Here is a 15344-nt window from a genome sequence, read left to right as displayed (position 1 = left end):
CGCATTAGCGCGCTACAACTCCCGGCCCAAAGAAGAGTCTGAGATTTGGGCCGCCGGCAGCTGGAGGATGCGTCAGCATCCGTCTAAAGTTTTTCTGGTTCTTTTTGTTCACAACCGACGCTGCCAGCAAGAGCAATGCAAACATAGTTTGCAAATTGCCGAGCGGCGAGGAGGAAAACGAGCGCAGCGAAGTTAAAAAGAACAGTACCCTCCCGATAAGGTGCAAATAAACGAACGTTATAGAGACACTGATGAAAAGTTTGACAGAAATCCGTTCGGATTTTCCCATACTTTCGGCCCGAGTGAACGGCCGGCCCTTGGTCTACCTCGACACCGCCGCCACCGCCCAGAAGCCCGAAATCGTGATCCGCACCGTGGATGAGCTGCACCGCACCCTGAACGCCAACATCCATCGCGGCATCCACTATATGGCCGAAGAGACCACCCTGCGGTACGAGCAGTCCCGCGATCGCGTTCGTCAGCTGTTGAACGCCCGTTCGCCCCGCGAAATCGTCTTCACCAGCGGCGCCACCCAGTCCATCAACCTCGTCGCCTCCACCTTCGGCGAGAAGTATATCCACGCCGGCGACAACATCGTCGTCACCGAGATGGAGCACCACTCGAACCTCGTTCCGTGGCAGCTCGCCGCCATGCGGAAAGGCGCCGAAGTGCGCGTCCTGCCTTTCGACGATGCGGGAGCTTTGCGGACAGACCTGCTGCCTGCGCTGCTCGACGAACGGACACGGATCGTCGCCGTAACCCAGGCTTCGAACGTGCTCGGCACCGTGCCCGACCTGCCGCATATCATTGCGACCGCTCATGCCGAGAGAATTCCCGTACTCGTGGACGGCTGTCAGGGCATCGTGCACCAGATGACCGACGTGCAGGCCTTGAACTGCGACTTTTACGCCTTTTCGGGACACAAACTCTACGGGCCGACCGGGATCGGCGTCCTGTACGGCAAAGAGCGGTGGCTCGAAGAGCTCCCGCCGTACATGGGCGGAGGCGACATGGTCGGCACCGTCACCCTGCCCACCGGCACCACCTTCGCCGAGCTCCCGCTGAAATTCGAGGCCGGCACCATGAACTACATCGGCGCCATCGGGCTCGGTACCGCCATCGACTACCTCGCCGACCTCGGTTTCGAACGCATCCATGCCCATGAGATCGACCTGCTGACCCGAGCGACCGAACGTTTGAACGCCATCGACGGCCTGCGCATCTACGGGACGACTCCGGGCAAGAGTCCTATCGTCTCGTTCACCGTCGAGGGGACACACCCGGCCGATATCGCCATGATTATCGACAAACTCGGCGTCGCCATGCGCTCCGGCACCCACTGCGCGGAACCTGTCATGGCCCACTACGGCATCACTGCGATGTGTCGGCTCTCTGTCGGTCTCTACAACACCGCGGACGAGATCGACTCGGCGGCGGCGGCGGTAGAGCGGGCCGTCGCCATGCTCCGCTAGCTATTTATTAATCGTACGTTTTATTGTATATTATTCATTGTGGTTGAGGATACTGTTCTTTTTGTGAACAAAAAGAACCAAAAAAACTTCAGAGCGCATCCCTTCGGGATGCTCTGGCCGTGTCTGCCCGATTGGTTGGGCTGGATTTTCCGGTGTGGCGCGCTTGGGTATTAGCCTTATTATTAGCGCGCCCACCGGGAAAATCTCAGCCCAACGAAACAAGGCAGAGAGAACCCGTGGTCGTCCCACCGGGACGACCTCTGCAAAAGTTCTTTGGGTACCTTTCTTTCAAGAAAGGTACGGTTCCAGCCGGCACAAAGAAATGATCTGCAAATAAACGTACGAATTAACCGACATCCTACCATGTTCATCGTTATCGAAGGCCTCGACGGCGCAGGCAAATCCACCCAGGTGAAACTCATGCGCCGTTTGTTCGAAGAACGCTACCGCCAGCACGTCGAATACCTCCACTTTCCGCGGTTCGACGCCCCCCTGTACGGCGAGCTCATCGCCCGTTTTCTGCGCGGCGAGCTCGGCGCTTTGGATCAGGTCGACCCCTATCTCGTCGCCCTGCTCTACGCCGGCGACCGGCAGGAGGCAGCCTCTATCATCCGCAACTGGCTCGACGACAGCAAAGTAGTGATTGTCGACCGCTACGTCTACTCCAACATCGCCTACCAGTGCGCCAAGCTCCCTAAAGATTCAGAAGCCCGCAGCGCATTGAAACAATGGATTTTAGACCTCGAATACCGCCACAACGGTATCCCGAAGCCCGACCTTTCGCTCTTCCTCGACGTCCCCTTCGCCTTCACCGCCCGGAAACTCGCCGAACAGCGCCAAGGCGACGACCGCAACTACCTCAACGGCAAACAGGACATCCACGAATCCTCGCTCGACCTGCAACAGCGCGTGCGGGAAGTCTACCTCGACTGCGCCGCAGACGACCCCGCCTTTCGCATCATCGACTGCGCCGACCCCACGACCGGCGGCATGCTGAACCCCGACCTCATCTTCCAAAAAATCGACCATGAGATTGCCCGACACCGTTAAACGCCTCCTGATCCGTCCGATTCCCGCCTGGCTGACCGCCACCGCCCGGTATTCGCTGGCCGCACTGTTTATCTTTTCCGGCGCCTCGAAAGCCATCGACACCTTCGGACTCTCCGTCAAACTCGGCGAATACCTCTCCGCCTTCGGACTCGGCGGATGGCAGCCACTCGCACCCGTCGGAGCGATTTTGCTCCCCTCCGTCGAGCTGCTGATCGGCCTGTTGCTGCTGACCCGCACCACCCCTCGGATCGCCGCATGGGGCGTCTTTCTCGCCATGAGCTTCTTCACCCCGCTCACCCTGTGGATCGCCCTGACCGACCCCGTGAGCGACTGCGGCTGCTTCGGCGACCTGCTGCGGCTCTCCAACTGGGCCACCTTCTGGAAAAACCTCCTCTTCTGGCCCTTATCTTTCGTGCTCTTCCTGAACCGGAACGCGGTACAATTGCCTAAGCTGTCTATCGTGCGCACCGTGGTGAGTTATCTGATTCTCATCCCGTTGAGTCTCACGCTCAGCCTCTGGTCGTACAGTAGTTTACCCCTGATCGACCCCACCCCGTTCCGCATCGGCGTCCATATCCCCAGCGCCATGAGCGTACAGGAGAACGACGCCCGCACCCTCCTCGTCTACCGCGACAAGACGAACGGCGAGCTGCGCGAATTCGAAATCGCCGACACCACCTGGTACGACTCCTCGCGGTGGGAATACGTCGACACCCGGACCATCGGACAGAGCCGCGCACCGGAGATCCAGAGCCTGCCCATGTTCGACGACCGCCTCGACCGCTCCGAAGAGATCCTCGGCCGGCGCGGCTACACCCTGCTCTTCGCCGTCAACGCCTACGACCCCGCCTGCGACTCCGCCATGATCGCCCTCGCCGACTACATCGGACAGTACAACGGCCGGAGCGTGGCGCTCAGCGCCTTTCCGCTTCCGGAAACACTGAGCCGTAGCGGCATCGAATGCTTCGGCAGCGACCACACCCTCCTGCGCACCCTGATCCAGCACCGCACCGGCGGCGCCCTGCTCCTGCACGACGGCACCATCATCGGCAAATGGGCCATGAACCGCCTCCCGCAATGGAAAAACGACGGCTCCGACCCGCTTTCCGAAACGCTCACCGCTGACCGAACGGGCGACGAACGACTCTCCATCCTCCTCTTCGTCGCTATCGTGCTGCTCATCAGTCTCGGCTTCCGCCTCCGTACACATAACCGGGCCTGATCCGGCCGATTTTTCGTAACTTAGCCTCATTACCCGATTCCGCCCATGAACATTACCACCGGAAACAGCATCCTCATCGGCTCCATCCTTCTGTTCGTCAGCATCCTGGCCGGCCAGCGCGCCTATCGGTTCGGTATTCCCGCCCTGGTGCTCTTTTTGGCCGTCGGCATGCTCGCCGGAACAGACGGCATCGGCGGCATCAATTTCGACAGCCCGCCGATCGCCCAGTTCATCGGCGTCATCGCCCTCAACTTCATCCTCTTCTCCGGCGGGCTCGACACCGAGTGGCGCAGCGTCCGGCCCGTCATGTGGCAGGGCGTGACCCTCTCCACCGCAGGCGTGCTGCTCACCGCCATCTCGACCGGCCTCTTCGTCCATTGGGTCGTGCCCGGCTTCACCCTCTTCGAAGGGCTGCTCCTCGGCTCCATCGTCTCCTCGACCGACGCCGCCGCCGTCTTCTCCATCCTGCGCTCCAAGAACCTGAAACTCAAAGATAACCTGCGCCCTATTCTGGAGTTCGAGAGCGGTAGTAACGACCCCATGGCCTACCTGCTCACGATCGCTTGCCTCGGCCTCGTGATCGACCCCGCCGCATCGGTCGGCGGAGCCATTCTGCGTTTCGTCATCCAGATCGCCGTCGGCGGCGGAGCAGGCATTCTCTTCGGGATAGCCATGGTCTGGGTCGTGCGCCGCGTGAAACTCGGCTACATGGGACTCTATCCCGTGATGGTCATCGCCCTGATGTACTTCACCTATGCCGCCACCGACCTGATCGGCGGCAACGGCTTCCTGGCCGTCTACCTCTCGGCCCTGTGGCTCGGCAACCACCGGATCCCTCATCGGGGCACCATGCTCAACTTCTTCGACGGCTTCGCCTGGCTCATGCAGATCATCCTCTTCCTGACCCTCGGGCTGCTCGTCTACCCCAGCCAGATCGTCCCCGTAATCGGCATCGGCGTCCTCGTCTCCCTCTTCATGATCCTCGTCGCCCGTCCCGTGAGCGTCTTTCTCTCGCTGCTCTTCTTCCGGATGCCCTTGCGGAGCAAGACCTTCATCTCGTGGGTCGGACTGCGCGGCGCCGTGCCCATCGTATTCGCCACCTACCCCCTGATCGCCGGCATCGACAAAGCCGGCATGATCTTCAACATCGTCTTCTTTATCTCCCTGATCTCCATTCTGATACAAGGCACCACCCTGCCCCTGTTCGCCAAGTGGATGAAAGTCTCCGAACCCGAAGAACAGATGATCGGCACCCGCCCCGAATGGGAAGCCGCCGACGTCTCCAACATGATCGAGATTCCGGTCGTACCGGGGAACGCTTACGTTGGACACCTCGTTTCGGAAGCCCCCTTCCCGGACGGATCGCGCATCACCCAGCTGCGGCGGGGCGACGCCCGTATCATCGTGACCGGCTCCACCCGGCTCGAAGCCGGCGACCGCCTGATCGTCGCCAGCCAGAACCGCTCCGAAGCCGAAATCGTCTACCGCCTCTTCACCGAGAGCGCCCCGAACGGGAATCCCGCCCCGGAATCGTGATTCCCGACCCGCAACGATTGGCACATTCGAAAAATTGTTTACATTTGCAGTTGTTTTTCGAAACACAGACAGAAACACTCGAATAAAACATGAAAAGAGTCTTAGTTGCAACGAGCGGCGGCGACTGCCCCGGCTTGAATGCAGTGATCCGCGGCGTGGTCAAACGCGCAGCGCAGGAGGGGGACTGGGAAGTACTGGGAAGTATCCAGGCCTACAACGGTATCCTGTGGGAACCCACCGAAGTCAAAATTCTCGACGAAGCGGCTGTGGCCGGGATCCACTACCGCGGCGGTACCATCATAGAAACCACCAACAAAGGGGGCCCTTTCGCCTGGCCGGTGTATAACAAACACCTCGGCCAGTGGGAATACGTCGACCGCTCGGACGAGATGATCCGCAAGTTGCAATATATGGGCGTCGACGCTGTGATCTCGATCGGCGGGGACGGCTCGCAGCGGATTTCGCAACAGCTTCAGAACCAGGGACTCGATATCGTCGGGGTGCCGAAGACTATCGACAACGACCTCTCAGCTACCGACTTCACCTTCGGTTTCCAGACCGCAGTTCAGATTGCCACTGATGCGGTGGACAAACTGGTGACCACGGCAGCTTCGCACAACCGGACATTCATTCTGGAAGTGATGGGACGGAATACCGGGTGGATCGCCTTGCATGCGGCGATTGCAGGGGGCGCGGACGTCTGCCTGATTCCCGAAATCCCGTACGACATCAACATCGTTCTCGAAAAGCTCAACAAACGGTACAACTCCAAGAACCGCGGTTCCGCGATCATCGTCGTGGCCGAAGGGGCGGTGCCGAAGGATGGGACGGTGCACGCTGCGCAGGCGACTGAAGTCGGGTACGAAAACGTCAGACTGGGCGGGATCGCTTACGAGCTCAGCCGTCAGCTGAAAGCCGCAGGGTTCGAACCGGATATTCGGGAGACGGTACTGGGACATATCCAGCGCGGTGGGGTGCCGATCGCTTACGACCGCGTCCTCGCTACCCAATTCGGGGTCAAAGCATTCGAATACGTGCTCGAAGGGAAATTTGGACACATGGTATCGTACCGCCATCCGGACATCATCGCCGTGCCGTTCGAAGAGGCTGTGGGTCAGTGCAAATACGTGCGGCCGGACAGCGATATCGTCGAAACCGCACGCGGTTGCGGGATCAGTTTCGGGGACTAAGCTCTTCTGCTGAATCTCAGTATATTCTGCAAAGAAAAAGGTGTCGTTTTCATCCGTCGGATGAAAACGACACCTTTTTCTTTGGGCCGGAAGCGAAAAAAGAGCTACATTTGAAGTTATGAAGATGCCTCGCAATCTTTTATTCGGTCTCCTCACCGGCCTGCTGCTCCTCACCGGAGGCGCCGCCCGGGCCCAGCAGCAGCTCGTCGAGACCGAACCCATTGAGCCCTTCAACGCTTTACGCGTCGAAGGGCCCGTGCGTATCGAACTCATCCCCGCCGACGAGAACCAGATGCAGATCATGACCTGGGATCTCGAAGCCAAGACCCTGACCTGGCGCGTGCGGGAAAACACCCTCCATATCTACGCCCGGAAAGGGCTCCTCAACAAACGCGCCTACGCCGATATCAAGCTCTACTACAAAGAGTTGAACCGCATCGTCATGAGCGGCGGCGAAGTCTATGGCCGCGAACCGATCCAGTGCGGCAGCCTCTACCTCGAAGCCGAAAGCTCCGTCGGACGGATGACCCTCCAGACCGAGTGCAACGACGTCACCATCCACGTGAGCGGCGACAACATCGTCCGGCTCGGCGGCATCGCCGAATACGCCACCTATCGGGCCCGGCTCGGCAGCCGGATCGAAGCCCTCGAACTCTCGGCCATGGAAGCCGCCGCCGACGCCTCGGGCAAAGGCGAAATCCAGCTCCGCGTCAACGAAGCCTTGGACGCGCGGGCCGTGAGCGGCGGCAACATCTTCTTCCTCGGCGAACCCATGACCCTCAACATCCGGAAAGCCACCTTAGGCAACGTCACCTCGATCAACGAGCCGTAATCCGGCCCTCCTCGCTCCCCTATGCTCGTCAAGACCTACAGCAGCACCGTCGAAGGCATCGACGCCCGTACCATCACCGTCGAAGTGAACCTCTCGCCCGGCATCCGTTTTCTGGTCGTCGGCCTGCCCGACAACGCTGTGAAAGAGAGCCAGCAGCGCATCACCGCCGCCTTCGCCAACACCGGCTTCCGGATGCCCGGCTTCAACATTCTGGTCAATATGGCCCCGGCCGACATGCGGAAAGTCGGCTCGCATTACGACCTGCCGATCGCCGTCGGCATCCTCGCCGCCTCGCAACAGATCGGCCACATCGACCGGCTCGAAAAATACATCCTCATCGGCGAACTCTCCTTAGACGGCACCCTGCTGCCGGTGAAAGGAGCCCTCCCCATCGCCATCCAGGCCCGGAAAGAGGGCTACGAAGGGATCATCCTGCCCGCCGCGAACGCTCCCGAAGCGGCGGTGGTCGACGGCCTGCGCGTCTACGGCGCCACCGACCTCACCTCCGTCGCCGCGCTGATCGAAAACGGCGAAGGCATCGAACCCACCGAGATCGACACCCGCCGCGAATACTTCGACCGACTCGCCGATTTCGACCTCGACTTCCGCGACGTCAAAGGACAGAACGACGTCAAACGCGCTTTGGAAATCGCCGCCGCCGGAGGACACAACGTCCTGATGATCGGCCCTCCGGGCTCCGGGAAGAGCATGCTCGCCAAACGTATGCCCACCATCACCCCGCCCATGACCTTGGCCGAAGCTCTGGAAACCACCAAGATACACTCCGTCGCCGGCAAACTCGGCACCAGCGAAGAGGGCGGTTATCGGGGCGGGCTGCTCACCGCCCGGCCTTTTCGTGCCCCGCACCACATCGCCTCGGAAGTCGCCCTGGTCGGCGGCAGCGTACCGCCGCAGCCCGGCGAGATTTCGCTGGCCCACAACGGCATCCTCTTTCTCGACGAACTCCCAGAATTTCACCGCCGGACGCTGGAAGTGCTGCGCCAACCGTTGGACGAGAAACGCATCTCGATTTCGAGAGCCAGATATACGGTGGATTACCCCGCCAACTTCATGCTGATCGCCGCGATGAACCCCTGCCCATGCGGCTACCGGACGCATCCGGACAAAGAGTGCACCTGCACGCCGAGCGCACAGGCGCGTTATATGGATCGCATCTCCGGCCCCCTGCTCGACCGGATCGACATCCAGATCGAGGTCGTCCCCGTGGCGATCGAGAGCATGACCCAGCGCCGCCGCGAAGGCGAGACCAGCGCTGCGATCCGGGAACGCGTCATCGCCGCTCGAGAGCGACAGATCACCCGGCTGCAACGCGACGGGTACCGGCACACCTACTGCAACGCCATGCTCACTCCGGAACAGCTCGACCGATACTGCCAGCTGGACGACGAGAGCATCGACCTGCTGCGCGAAGCGATGTCGACCATGGGGCTCTCGGGCCGCGCCTACGACCGGATCCTGAAAGTCTCGCGCACCATCGCCGACCTGGCCGGCAGCGAAGAGATCCGGCTCGACCACGTCGCCGAAGCGATCCAGTACCGGAGTCTCGACTGCATGCGGTAGCCGCTCTCTGTTCCGCCTCCACGCTATTTCCCGTTTTCGCCACCCTCCATGGCCCGTTTTACCCGCACCGACACCCCGCTGCTCGAACCCGTTCTGGTTCTGCTCCTCGGCATCCTCGTCGGCAGCCTACCCGAACGCCCCGGTGATTTTCGGCTCGCGGCAGGACTCTTCGGCCTCCTGTTGGCAATCGTTATCGGTCTGAAATACAACCTCTTTTCCCGGATAGGCAGCTGGCGCAGGATCGGGATGTGGATCGGATTTTACAGCCTCGGAATCGTGCTCGTTCTGCTGCACCGGCCCGATCCCACTCCGGTTCAGGCCCTGCACGGCAGCCGGGGCGAATGGATGGCCCGCATCGAGAGCTCGCCGGAACACCGCGGACGGTGGTACCGCTCCGAAGCCACCCTGTTTTGCTACGCCGACAGCCTCTCCGGTGACTGGATACCGCTCGGCGATCCCCGAATCCGGATCTATATCTCCGCCTCAGACCCCACCGGCGAACCGCCCCGGATCGGCGACCTGCTCCGTTTTCGCGGCCGCCTGTACGCCTCCTCCGACACCGTCGCTTACGATCGGTACATGCTCCGCACCCGGAGCCTCGTCGGCCGCTGTTTCGCCTACCGCACCACCCTGCTCGACCATGCCCCCACGTGGCGCGGTCGCATTGAATCGTTCCGACAACGCCTGGGAGAGCGGCTGAACACCGGTTCGACCGATTCGACCGGCGGTACCACCGCCTTGCTTCAGGCCCTGACCCTCGGCCAGACCTCCGGTCTCGACCCGGAACTCCGAGCCCGCTACGCCCGTACCGGCCTTGCTCACCTCCTCTCCGTCTCCGGCCTTCACGTCGGGATTATTTTCCTGATTCTTAATCTATTATTCGGCTGGATACGCCTTTTTCGAAACGGCTGCGTCGCCTCCGGACTCCTCGTGATCGCCGCCCTGTGCGGCTATGCCCTGCTGACCGGCCTGTCGCCCTCCGTCGTGCGTGCCGTCGTGATGTTCTCGCTGCTTCAGATCGGCCTGATGCTCTCGCGATCGACCAACAGCCTCAACACCCTGTGCGCCGCTGCGCTCGTGCTCCTGTTGTGGAACCCTTACCTCCTCTACCACATCGGTTTCCAGCTCTCGTTCGCCGCCACAGCCGCCATCGTCACCCTCTACCCGTCCCTCGCCCGGAGATGGATGCCCCGTTGGCCGGCGCTCCGCTGGCTCTGGTCGCTGACCCTCGTCGGCCTCACCGCCCAGTTGGGCGTTTCCCCCCTGATCCTCTACCACTTCGGCCAGATTCAGCCCGGCGGCCTGCTGTTGAATCCCATCGTCTGGTTCACCGTGCCGACCCTCATCGTCGGCTCCGTAGTCTACCTCGCCAGCGGGTGGAGCTGGCTCGCCGTCTTCCTCCACACCGTGGCCGGGTGGCAGAACCGCCTCGTCGAGCAATGGGCCGCCGCACCGTGGATCGCTTGGGAAGAGCTCGAAATCTCCGTCTGGAGCTGCATCGCCCTCTACCTGCCCGTGATCGTGCTCATCCGATGGCTAAACCGCTCCGACGGACAGCGGCTCCCCTACTCCTCCGACTTCGAAGCCGCGCGCCGCGACGCATAATGCGGCGCGTCGCCCCACGCCCGATCCCGCACCACCCGAAAGCCGCTCAAATCCGTATCCTCCGCCGGTTTTCCCTCGTACAACCGATAACTTCCCCGCACCACCTCCGGCGTCACGTTCGGCATCAGGACATTCGCCCCAGCCGCCACCCCCAGCTCCCTTCCCCGCGGATGCAGCGCATGGAGAGCCGTCGTCGCCGCGATGTTGATATCCGGCATCTCCAGCCTCAGAAGCGCAATCATCCGCAACGCCAGCTGCAACCGCTCCTCGCGCGTAAAATCCGACCGCACGGCAGCCAGCGGCGCCTGCGGATGCTCGATATAAGGCCCCATGCCGCACATATCGATATCCATCCGCCGGAAAAACAGCAGATCGTCCGCCAAATCCTCCACCCGTTGGAACGGCAGCCCGATCATGACCCCCGTTCCCACCTGATAGCCCGCCTCGCGCAACGCCTCCAGACAAACCACCCGCCGTTCGTAGCGATGATCCGCCGGGTGCAGCCGTCCGTACAGCACCGGCGACGACGCCTCGATCCGCAGCAGATAGCGATGCGCCCCCGCCCGGTACCACCGCCGATAGACCTCCGCCGTCTGTTCCCCCAGCGAGAGCGTGATGCCCAACGCCCCCTTCGACCTCCGTTTGAGCGCTCCCACCAACCGCTCGATCCGCCCGACAAACGCCTCGTCCGTCCGCTCGCCCGCCTGAATCACCACCGAGCCGATTCCCGCGCGCCATGCCCCGCACGCCGCCTCCAGCACCTCCTCGTCCGTCAGTTCATACCGTTCGACCTCCCCATTCCCGCTGCGGATACCGCAATAGAAGCAATTTTTGCGACACCGGTTCGACAACTCGATCAACCCCCGCACATAGACCCGATCCCCCACCGTCCGGTCGCGCACCTCCGCCGCCTCGGCGAACAACGCCTCGTCTGTCGCCAGGTCGCCCAGCGGCGCCCCCAACACCTCGATCAGCTCCTCGCGCGACCTCACAGCACCGCCTCCTCCACCGCTCCGGCCACCAGCCGATTATCCTCCAACGCCCCCACGAACCGCAGATTCGTCAGGCTGTCCATCCCGATCTCCCGCCCCGAGACATAAGCCGGCACCACCACATACTCCGCCTTTCCCCCCTCCGTGCTGCGGAGCCAGACCCAGTGCGGCAGGCTCTCGATCCTCGGCCTCCGCCCCCGCGACGACAGCGTCACCCGCACACTCAGCCCCCCGTCCTGATACCGTCCCCGCTGGTTCGAGACGAAATTGCCCAGCGACCACACCACCCGCTCCGCCGTGTCCACCGGCTGCGCCACGTGCGGATGCGACCCGATCACCGCGTCCACCCCCTTCCTCCGACACCACGCCGCCAGCCGCCGCTGGGCCTCGTTGGGCCGTCGCTGATACTCCTCGCCCCAGTGGACGAACAGCACGATATGCGTCGCCGAATCGCGCCGCGCCGCCTCCACCTCGTGCGCCAGCCTCACCGTATCGATCCCGTGCACCACCGTGCCCTCCGGCACCGGCAGCCCGTTCGTTCCGTAGGTACAATTCAGCAAAGCCACCCGGAATCCCCTCTTTTTCAGCATTAACGGCCTCTCGGCCGCCGCCGAATCGATATAGACCCCCGCATACCGCAGCCCCACCGAATCGACCGTCCGCACCGTCGTCCTCACCCCTCGCGCCCCGCGGTCGCAGCAATGGTTGTTGGCCAGCACCGCCACATCGACCCCCGCCTCGCGCAACGCCGCCGCCAGCTCCGCGGGCGAAGCGAAACGGGGATAGCCGCTGTAAGGCCCCCGTTCCGAAAGCGTCGTTTCGAGGTTGACCACCGCAAAATCCGCCCCTTCCCAAAACGGTCGAATATACCGGAAACAAGCCGAATAATCATACGATCCGTCTTCCCGCAAAGCCGCCCGCACCTGCGGCATATGCTGCATCACATCACCCGAGAAGACCAGCGTCAGCTCGTTCCGCTCGACCAGCGAATCGAACACCGCACTGTGCCTGCCCGCGGTCTCCGTCGGCTGCGGCGCGCGACAGGCCGCGCAAACGACCATCACCCAGCTGAGTATCGTCTTTTTCGAAACCATTTCACTATTTTTGTAACAGCATAAAGATAACGAATTTCCCGCCCCGACGCACCCTCGCATGGCGCTCTATATCGACATCCACACCCACCGGGCCGAACCCGACGGCATCGCGATCCGAAACGTGCGGATCGAGTCGTCCGTGCCGCAGCTTCCGGCGACCGGCTATTTTTCGGCGGGCATCCATCCGTGGGACGCCTCGCGCGCGCAACCCGAGTGGGAACGGTGTTTCGAAACTCCTTCTCCTCGGCTGCTCGCCATCGGCGAGACCGGCCTCGATTTCCGTCCCGAATACCGGCCTTACGACTTACAGGAGAGGTGGTTCGAACGCCAGATCGATGTTTCGAACCGGCTGCGAAAGCCGCTGATTATCCATAACGTACACGCCACCGACGCACTTCTGAAGCGGCTGCAAGTGCGCGCGCAGGAGGCGACCGTGCTGCACAACTTCATCGGCTCGCCCGAACTCGTCGCCCAGAGCCTCGGTCGGGTGCCCCACCTTCGATTCTCGTTCGGCCCCGGCACCTTTCGGTCGCCCAGAACGCAACAGGCACTGCGGTATATCGCAGAACGGTGTCCCGACCGACTCTTTTTAGAGACCGACGACGACCCGACGACCACTATCGGCGAGATGTACGCCCGAACGAGCCAGCTGCTCGGATGGGAGCTCTCCGCGTTACAGGAGTCGCTCGTTCGCAATTTTCACCTCCTTTTCCCCAAAATTTCCCTCGGATGACCTCGCAAAACGACTGGCAGGAGCGCACGGAGTTGCTGCTCGGCCCTGAGAAAACCGCCCGGCTGCGCCAAGCCCATGTATTGGTGGTAGGTTTAGGCGGCGTGGGAGCCTACGCCGCCGAGATGATCGCCCGCAGCGGCGTAGGCCGTATGACCGTCGTCGATGCCGATACGGTGAGTATCAGCAATATCAACCGCCAGTTGGTGGCCCTCCACTCGACCGTCGGACGTCCGAAAGCCGACGTACTGGCCGCCCGCCTTCGGGACATCCATCCGGATTTAGAATTGACTGTCATTCAGGAATATATAAAAGACGAAGCGACCGACACGCTATTGGATCGGGAACCGCGCTACGATTTCGTCGTAGACGCCATCGACACCCTCGCGCCGAAAGTGAATCTCATCAAAGGATGTCTGGATCGCGGCCTGCCGCTCGTGAGCTCAATGGGCGCCGGTGCCAAAACCGACCCGACCCTGCTGGAAATCAAAGATATCGGAAAGTCGCACCACTGTCCGCTGGCCCATATGCTGCGCAAACGGCTGCACAAAATGGGCATCCGCTCCGGTTTTCCGGTGGTTTTCTCGCCGGAAGCGGTGCGCGAAGGGTCGCTCGTTCTGTGCGAGGAGGCGAACAAAAAGTCGAACGTCGGCACCATCTCTTACATGCCGGCGGTTTTCGGCTGCGCCTGCGCTTCGGTAGCTATCCGGACACTGCTCGGCGAGATGTAGCGCCCCAACGCCCCTCGGCATAGCGCGTCCGTTATTGCTGCGACAGGTAGGCCTCGATCTGGCCGACCGCCGTGCAATCTTTCAGCAAGACCCGCTTCTGGTCGTCCAGCAAATAAAGCGACGGAATCGCCCGCAAATCGTACAACTCCTCACGCCGCATCACCAGCCCGGCATCATACCCGTTGATCCACTCCGCCGGCACCTCTTTCCGGTGTTTTCGCCACGCCGCGAGGTCTTCGTCCGGATAGATCGCCACGATCTTCAGCCTCCCCTCGCGCTGCGCCTCCGAAATAACTTTCGAACCGACCAGTTGCGCCAACATCTCCTCACAGGCATGGCAATCCGGATTGTTGATATAGAGCAGCGTGTACGGCGCCTCTACGCCATAAAGTCTCCCCCGCGAGCCGTCGCCGAGCGTGTATTCGAAGTCATTCGCCTGCCTCCCCAGCCGGTTTTTCAGAGCCATCTCCAGGCGGAATCGGGGCTGGATTTTCTCGGTCGAGTCGTAAAACGGCGAAGCAACAACCGCTTCCAAGATCGGAATATAGAGTTCTTCGTTCCGAATGGGCGAATTGGGGTCGGCCAACGGTCGTCCCAACATGCCCACCAATTGTTTCATCGCGGCACTGTCGGGTGCATAATGCGCCAACAGAGTATCCAGCACCTTTCGGGAGGAATCCAACGGCACGGCGGTCGAGAGTTGCAAAAAAGCGGTGAATTTCGCTTCCCGTTGCCAAGCTGCTTCCGGTTTCGGCTTCGGGTTCCGGTCTCCGCAAGCCGCCAGAAACAAGGCCGTCAAACCCCAAACTATTTTTCTCATTTCCTAAGGATGTATTTCCGTTTTACTGACCAAATATAATCTATTTCAGCGAATAATCCATCTCTCGACAGGGGGTATTACGCTGTCTGTCTCTTTCTCGAATTTGCGAATCTTCGCCCCGCCCCGGGCTTCCGCGGCGCAGGGTCGGGCATAGCGAGTTACCTCGGCAGTGACGGTTACTGCGTAGCTTCTGCAATCAGCGAATCCAACTGCACTTATCTGCGATTCACGACTACAACGATTCATCCCAGCCGTTCTGGTAACCGTGGCTCCGGTCTTCAGTTGCGTTGCCTCTCGGAATAAACGGGAGAGGTGTGCCTACGGGGACAATTTAGGGTAAAGGCTGCCAGTAAAACGCCCTGTAGGCGCACCCCGGGCTACCGCCGCAATGATACAGGCGACATGCTCGGTGTTGCCAACGGTGGTTACAATTGGTCATCCACAACCATCGGAACAGACTCATTTCACCTGAATTTCCGTATAAATTGG

Annotated in this window: 14 protein-coding genes; 11 read left to right on the top strand and 3 right to left on the bottom strand. The window is 61.4% G+C overall.

Features of this window, described 5'->3' with window-relative positions; translation table 11 throughout:
• The 9 genes from QZ302_RS05065 to QZ302_RS05025 form a co-directional block, all read left to right on the top strand.
• A partial coding sequence (locus QZ302_RS05065; protein ID WP_294593208.1) for a hypothetical protein occupies positions 1-196 on the top strand: 196 nt, incomplete at its 5' end.
• Between the two features lie 55 nt (positions 197-251).
• Positions 252-1472, top strand: a complete 1221-nt coding sequence (locus QZ302_RS05060) for a SufS family cysteine desulfurase (RefSeq protein ID WP_294593206.1) — start codon at positions 252-254, stop codon at positions 1470-1472.
• A gap of 363 nt (positions 1473-1835) precedes the next feature.
• Entirely contained in the window at positions 1836-2522 is a 687-nt protein-coding gene (tmk, locus tag QZ302_RS05055) for a dTMP kinase (RefSeq protein ID WP_294593204.1), read from the top strand.
• Entirely contained in the window at positions 2500-3744 is a 1245-nt protein-coding gene (locus QZ302_RS05050; RefSeq protein WP_294593202.1) for a BT_3928 family protein, read from the top strand. The genes tmk and QZ302_RS05050 overlap by 23 nt, the downstream gene beginning before the upstream one ends.
• Positions 3745-3789: 45 nt before the next feature.
• Positions 3790-5280, top strand: a complete 1491-nt coding sequence (locus QZ302_RS05045; protein WP_294593200.1) for a potassium/proton antiporter — start codon at positions 3790-3792, stop codon at positions 5278-5280.
• Between the two features lie 89 nt (positions 5281-5369).
• Entirely contained in the window at positions 5370-6470 is a 1101-nt protein-coding gene (locus QZ302_RS05040) for an ATP-dependent 6-phosphofructokinase (RefSeq protein ID WP_294593198.1), read from the top strand.
• A 118-nt stretch (positions 6471-6588) separates the two neighbouring features.
• Positions 6589-7302, top strand: coding sequence for a head GIN domain-containing protein (locus QZ302_RS05035; RefSeq protein WP_294593196.1), 714 nt, complete (start codon positions 6589-6591; stop codon positions 7300-7302).
• A gap of 21 nt (positions 7303-7323) precedes the next feature.
• Positions 7324-8883, top strand: coding sequence for a YifB family Mg chelatase-like AAA ATPase (locus tag QZ302_RS05030; protein ID WP_294593194.1), 1560 nt, complete (start codon positions 7324-7326; stop codon positions 8881-8883).
• Between the two features lie 48 nt (positions 8884-8931).
• Positions 8932-10488, top strand: coding sequence for a ComEC/Rec2 family competence protein (locus QZ302_RS05025; protein ID WP_294593192.1), 1557 nt, complete (start codon positions 8932-8934; stop codon positions 10486-10488).
• Here the strand turns inward: QZ302_RS05025 and hydE are convergent.
• Together hydE and QZ302_RS05015 are read right to left on the bottom strand one after the other, a co-directional pair.
• Positions 10449-11480 (bottom strand): [FeFe] hydrogenase H-cluster radical SAM maturase HydE, encoded by a 1032-nt coding sequence (hydE, locus tag QZ302_RS05020; protein ID WP_294593188.1) that lies wholly within the window; start codon positions 11478-11480, stop codon positions 10449-10451. The genes QZ302_RS05025 and hydE overlap by 40 nt on opposite strands.
• Positions 11477-12574, bottom strand: coding sequence for a CapA family protein (locus tag QZ302_RS05015; protein WP_294593186.1), 1098 nt, complete (start codon positions 12572-12574; stop codon positions 11477-11479). Before QZ302_RS05015 ends, hydE begins: the two co-directional genes overlap by 4 nt.
• 58 nt (positions 12575-12632) lie before the next feature.
• On the opposite strand from QZ302_RS05015, the gene QZ302_RS05010 reads away from it, so the two are divergent.
• A complete protein-coding gene (locus QZ302_RS05010; RefSeq protein ID WP_294593184.1) occupies positions 12633-13307 on the top strand; it encodes a TatD family hydrolase in 675 nt (224 codons plus the stop codon).
• A complete protein-coding gene (locus QZ302_RS05005; RefSeq protein WP_294593182.1) occupies positions 13304-14035 on the top strand; it encodes a tRNA threonylcarbamoyladenosine dehydratase in 732 nt (243 codons plus the stop codon). The genes QZ302_RS05010 and QZ302_RS05005 overlap by 4 nt, the downstream gene beginning before the upstream one ends.
• 31 nt (positions 14036-14066) lie before the next feature.
• Here QZ302_RS05005 and QZ302_RS05000 read toward each other — a convergent pair whose 3' ends face one another.
• The gene (locus QZ302_RS05000) at positions 14067-14855 is read right to left on the bottom strand and encodes a DUF5106 domain-containing protein (RefSeq protein WP_294593180.1); all 789 of its coding nucleotides are present in this window, start codon (positions 14853-14855) and stop codon (positions 14067-14069) included.
• Between the last annotated feature and the right edge of the window lie 489 nt (positions 14856-15344).

This window comes from uncultured Rikenella sp., from assembly GCF_910579375.1.
Lineage (GTDB): Bacteria > Bacteroidota > Bacteroidia > Bacteroidales > Rikenellaceae > Rikenella.
Note: the sequence above shows the minus strand (reverse complement) of the source record. Positions and strands in the feature narration are given on the sequence as shown.

Excerpts from the sequence above, each read along its gene's own strand:
- QZ302_RS05060 (WP_294593206.1), top strand. The coding sequence starts at position 252 with ATGAAAAGTTTGACAGAAATCCGTTCGGATTTTCCCATACTTTCGGCC.
- tmk (WP_294593204.1), top strand. The coding sequence starts at position 1,836 with ATGTTCATCGTTATCGAAGGCCTCGACGGCGCAGGCAAATCCACCCAG.
- QZ302_RS05050 (WP_294593202.1), top strand. The coding sequence starts at position 2,500 with ATGAGATTGCCCGACACCGTTAAACGCCTCCTGATCCGTCCGATTCCC.
- QZ302_RS05045 (WP_294593200.1), top strand. The coding sequence starts at position 3,790 with ATGAACATTACCACCGGAAACAGCATCCTCATCGGCTCCATCCTTCTG.
- QZ302_RS05040 (WP_294593198.1), top strand. The coding sequence starts at position 5,370 with ATGAAAAGAGTCTTAGTTGCAACGAGCGGCGGCGACTGCCCCGGCTTG.
- QZ302_RS05035 (WP_294593196.1), top strand. The coding sequence starts at position 6,589 with ATGAAGATGCCTCGCAATCTTTTATTCGGTCTCCTCACCGGCCTGCTG.
- QZ302_RS05030 (WP_294593194.1), top strand. The coding sequence starts at position 7,324 with ATGCTCGTCAAGACCTACAGCAGCACCGTCGAAGGCATCGACGCCCGT.
- QZ302_RS05025 (WP_294593192.1), top strand. The coding sequence starts at position 8,932 with ATGGCCCGTTTTACCCGCACCGACACCCCGCTGCTCGAACCCGTTCTG.
- QZ302_RS05015 (WP_294593186.1), bottom strand. The coding sequence starts at position 12,574 with ATGGTTTCGAAAAAGACGATACTCAGCTGGGTGATGGTCGTTTGCGCG.
- QZ302_RS05010 (WP_294593184.1), top strand. The coding sequence starts at position 12,633 with ATGGCGCTCTATATCGACATCCACACCCACCGGGCCGAACCCGACGGC.
- QZ302_RS05005 (WP_294593182.1), top strand. The coding sequence starts at position 13,304 with ATGACCTCGCAAAACGACTGGCAGGAGCGCACGGAGTTGCTGCTCGGC.
- QZ302_RS05000 (WP_294593180.1), bottom strand. The coding sequence starts at position 14,855 with ATGAGAAAAATAGTTTGGGGTTTGACGGCCTTGTTTCTGGCGGCTTGC.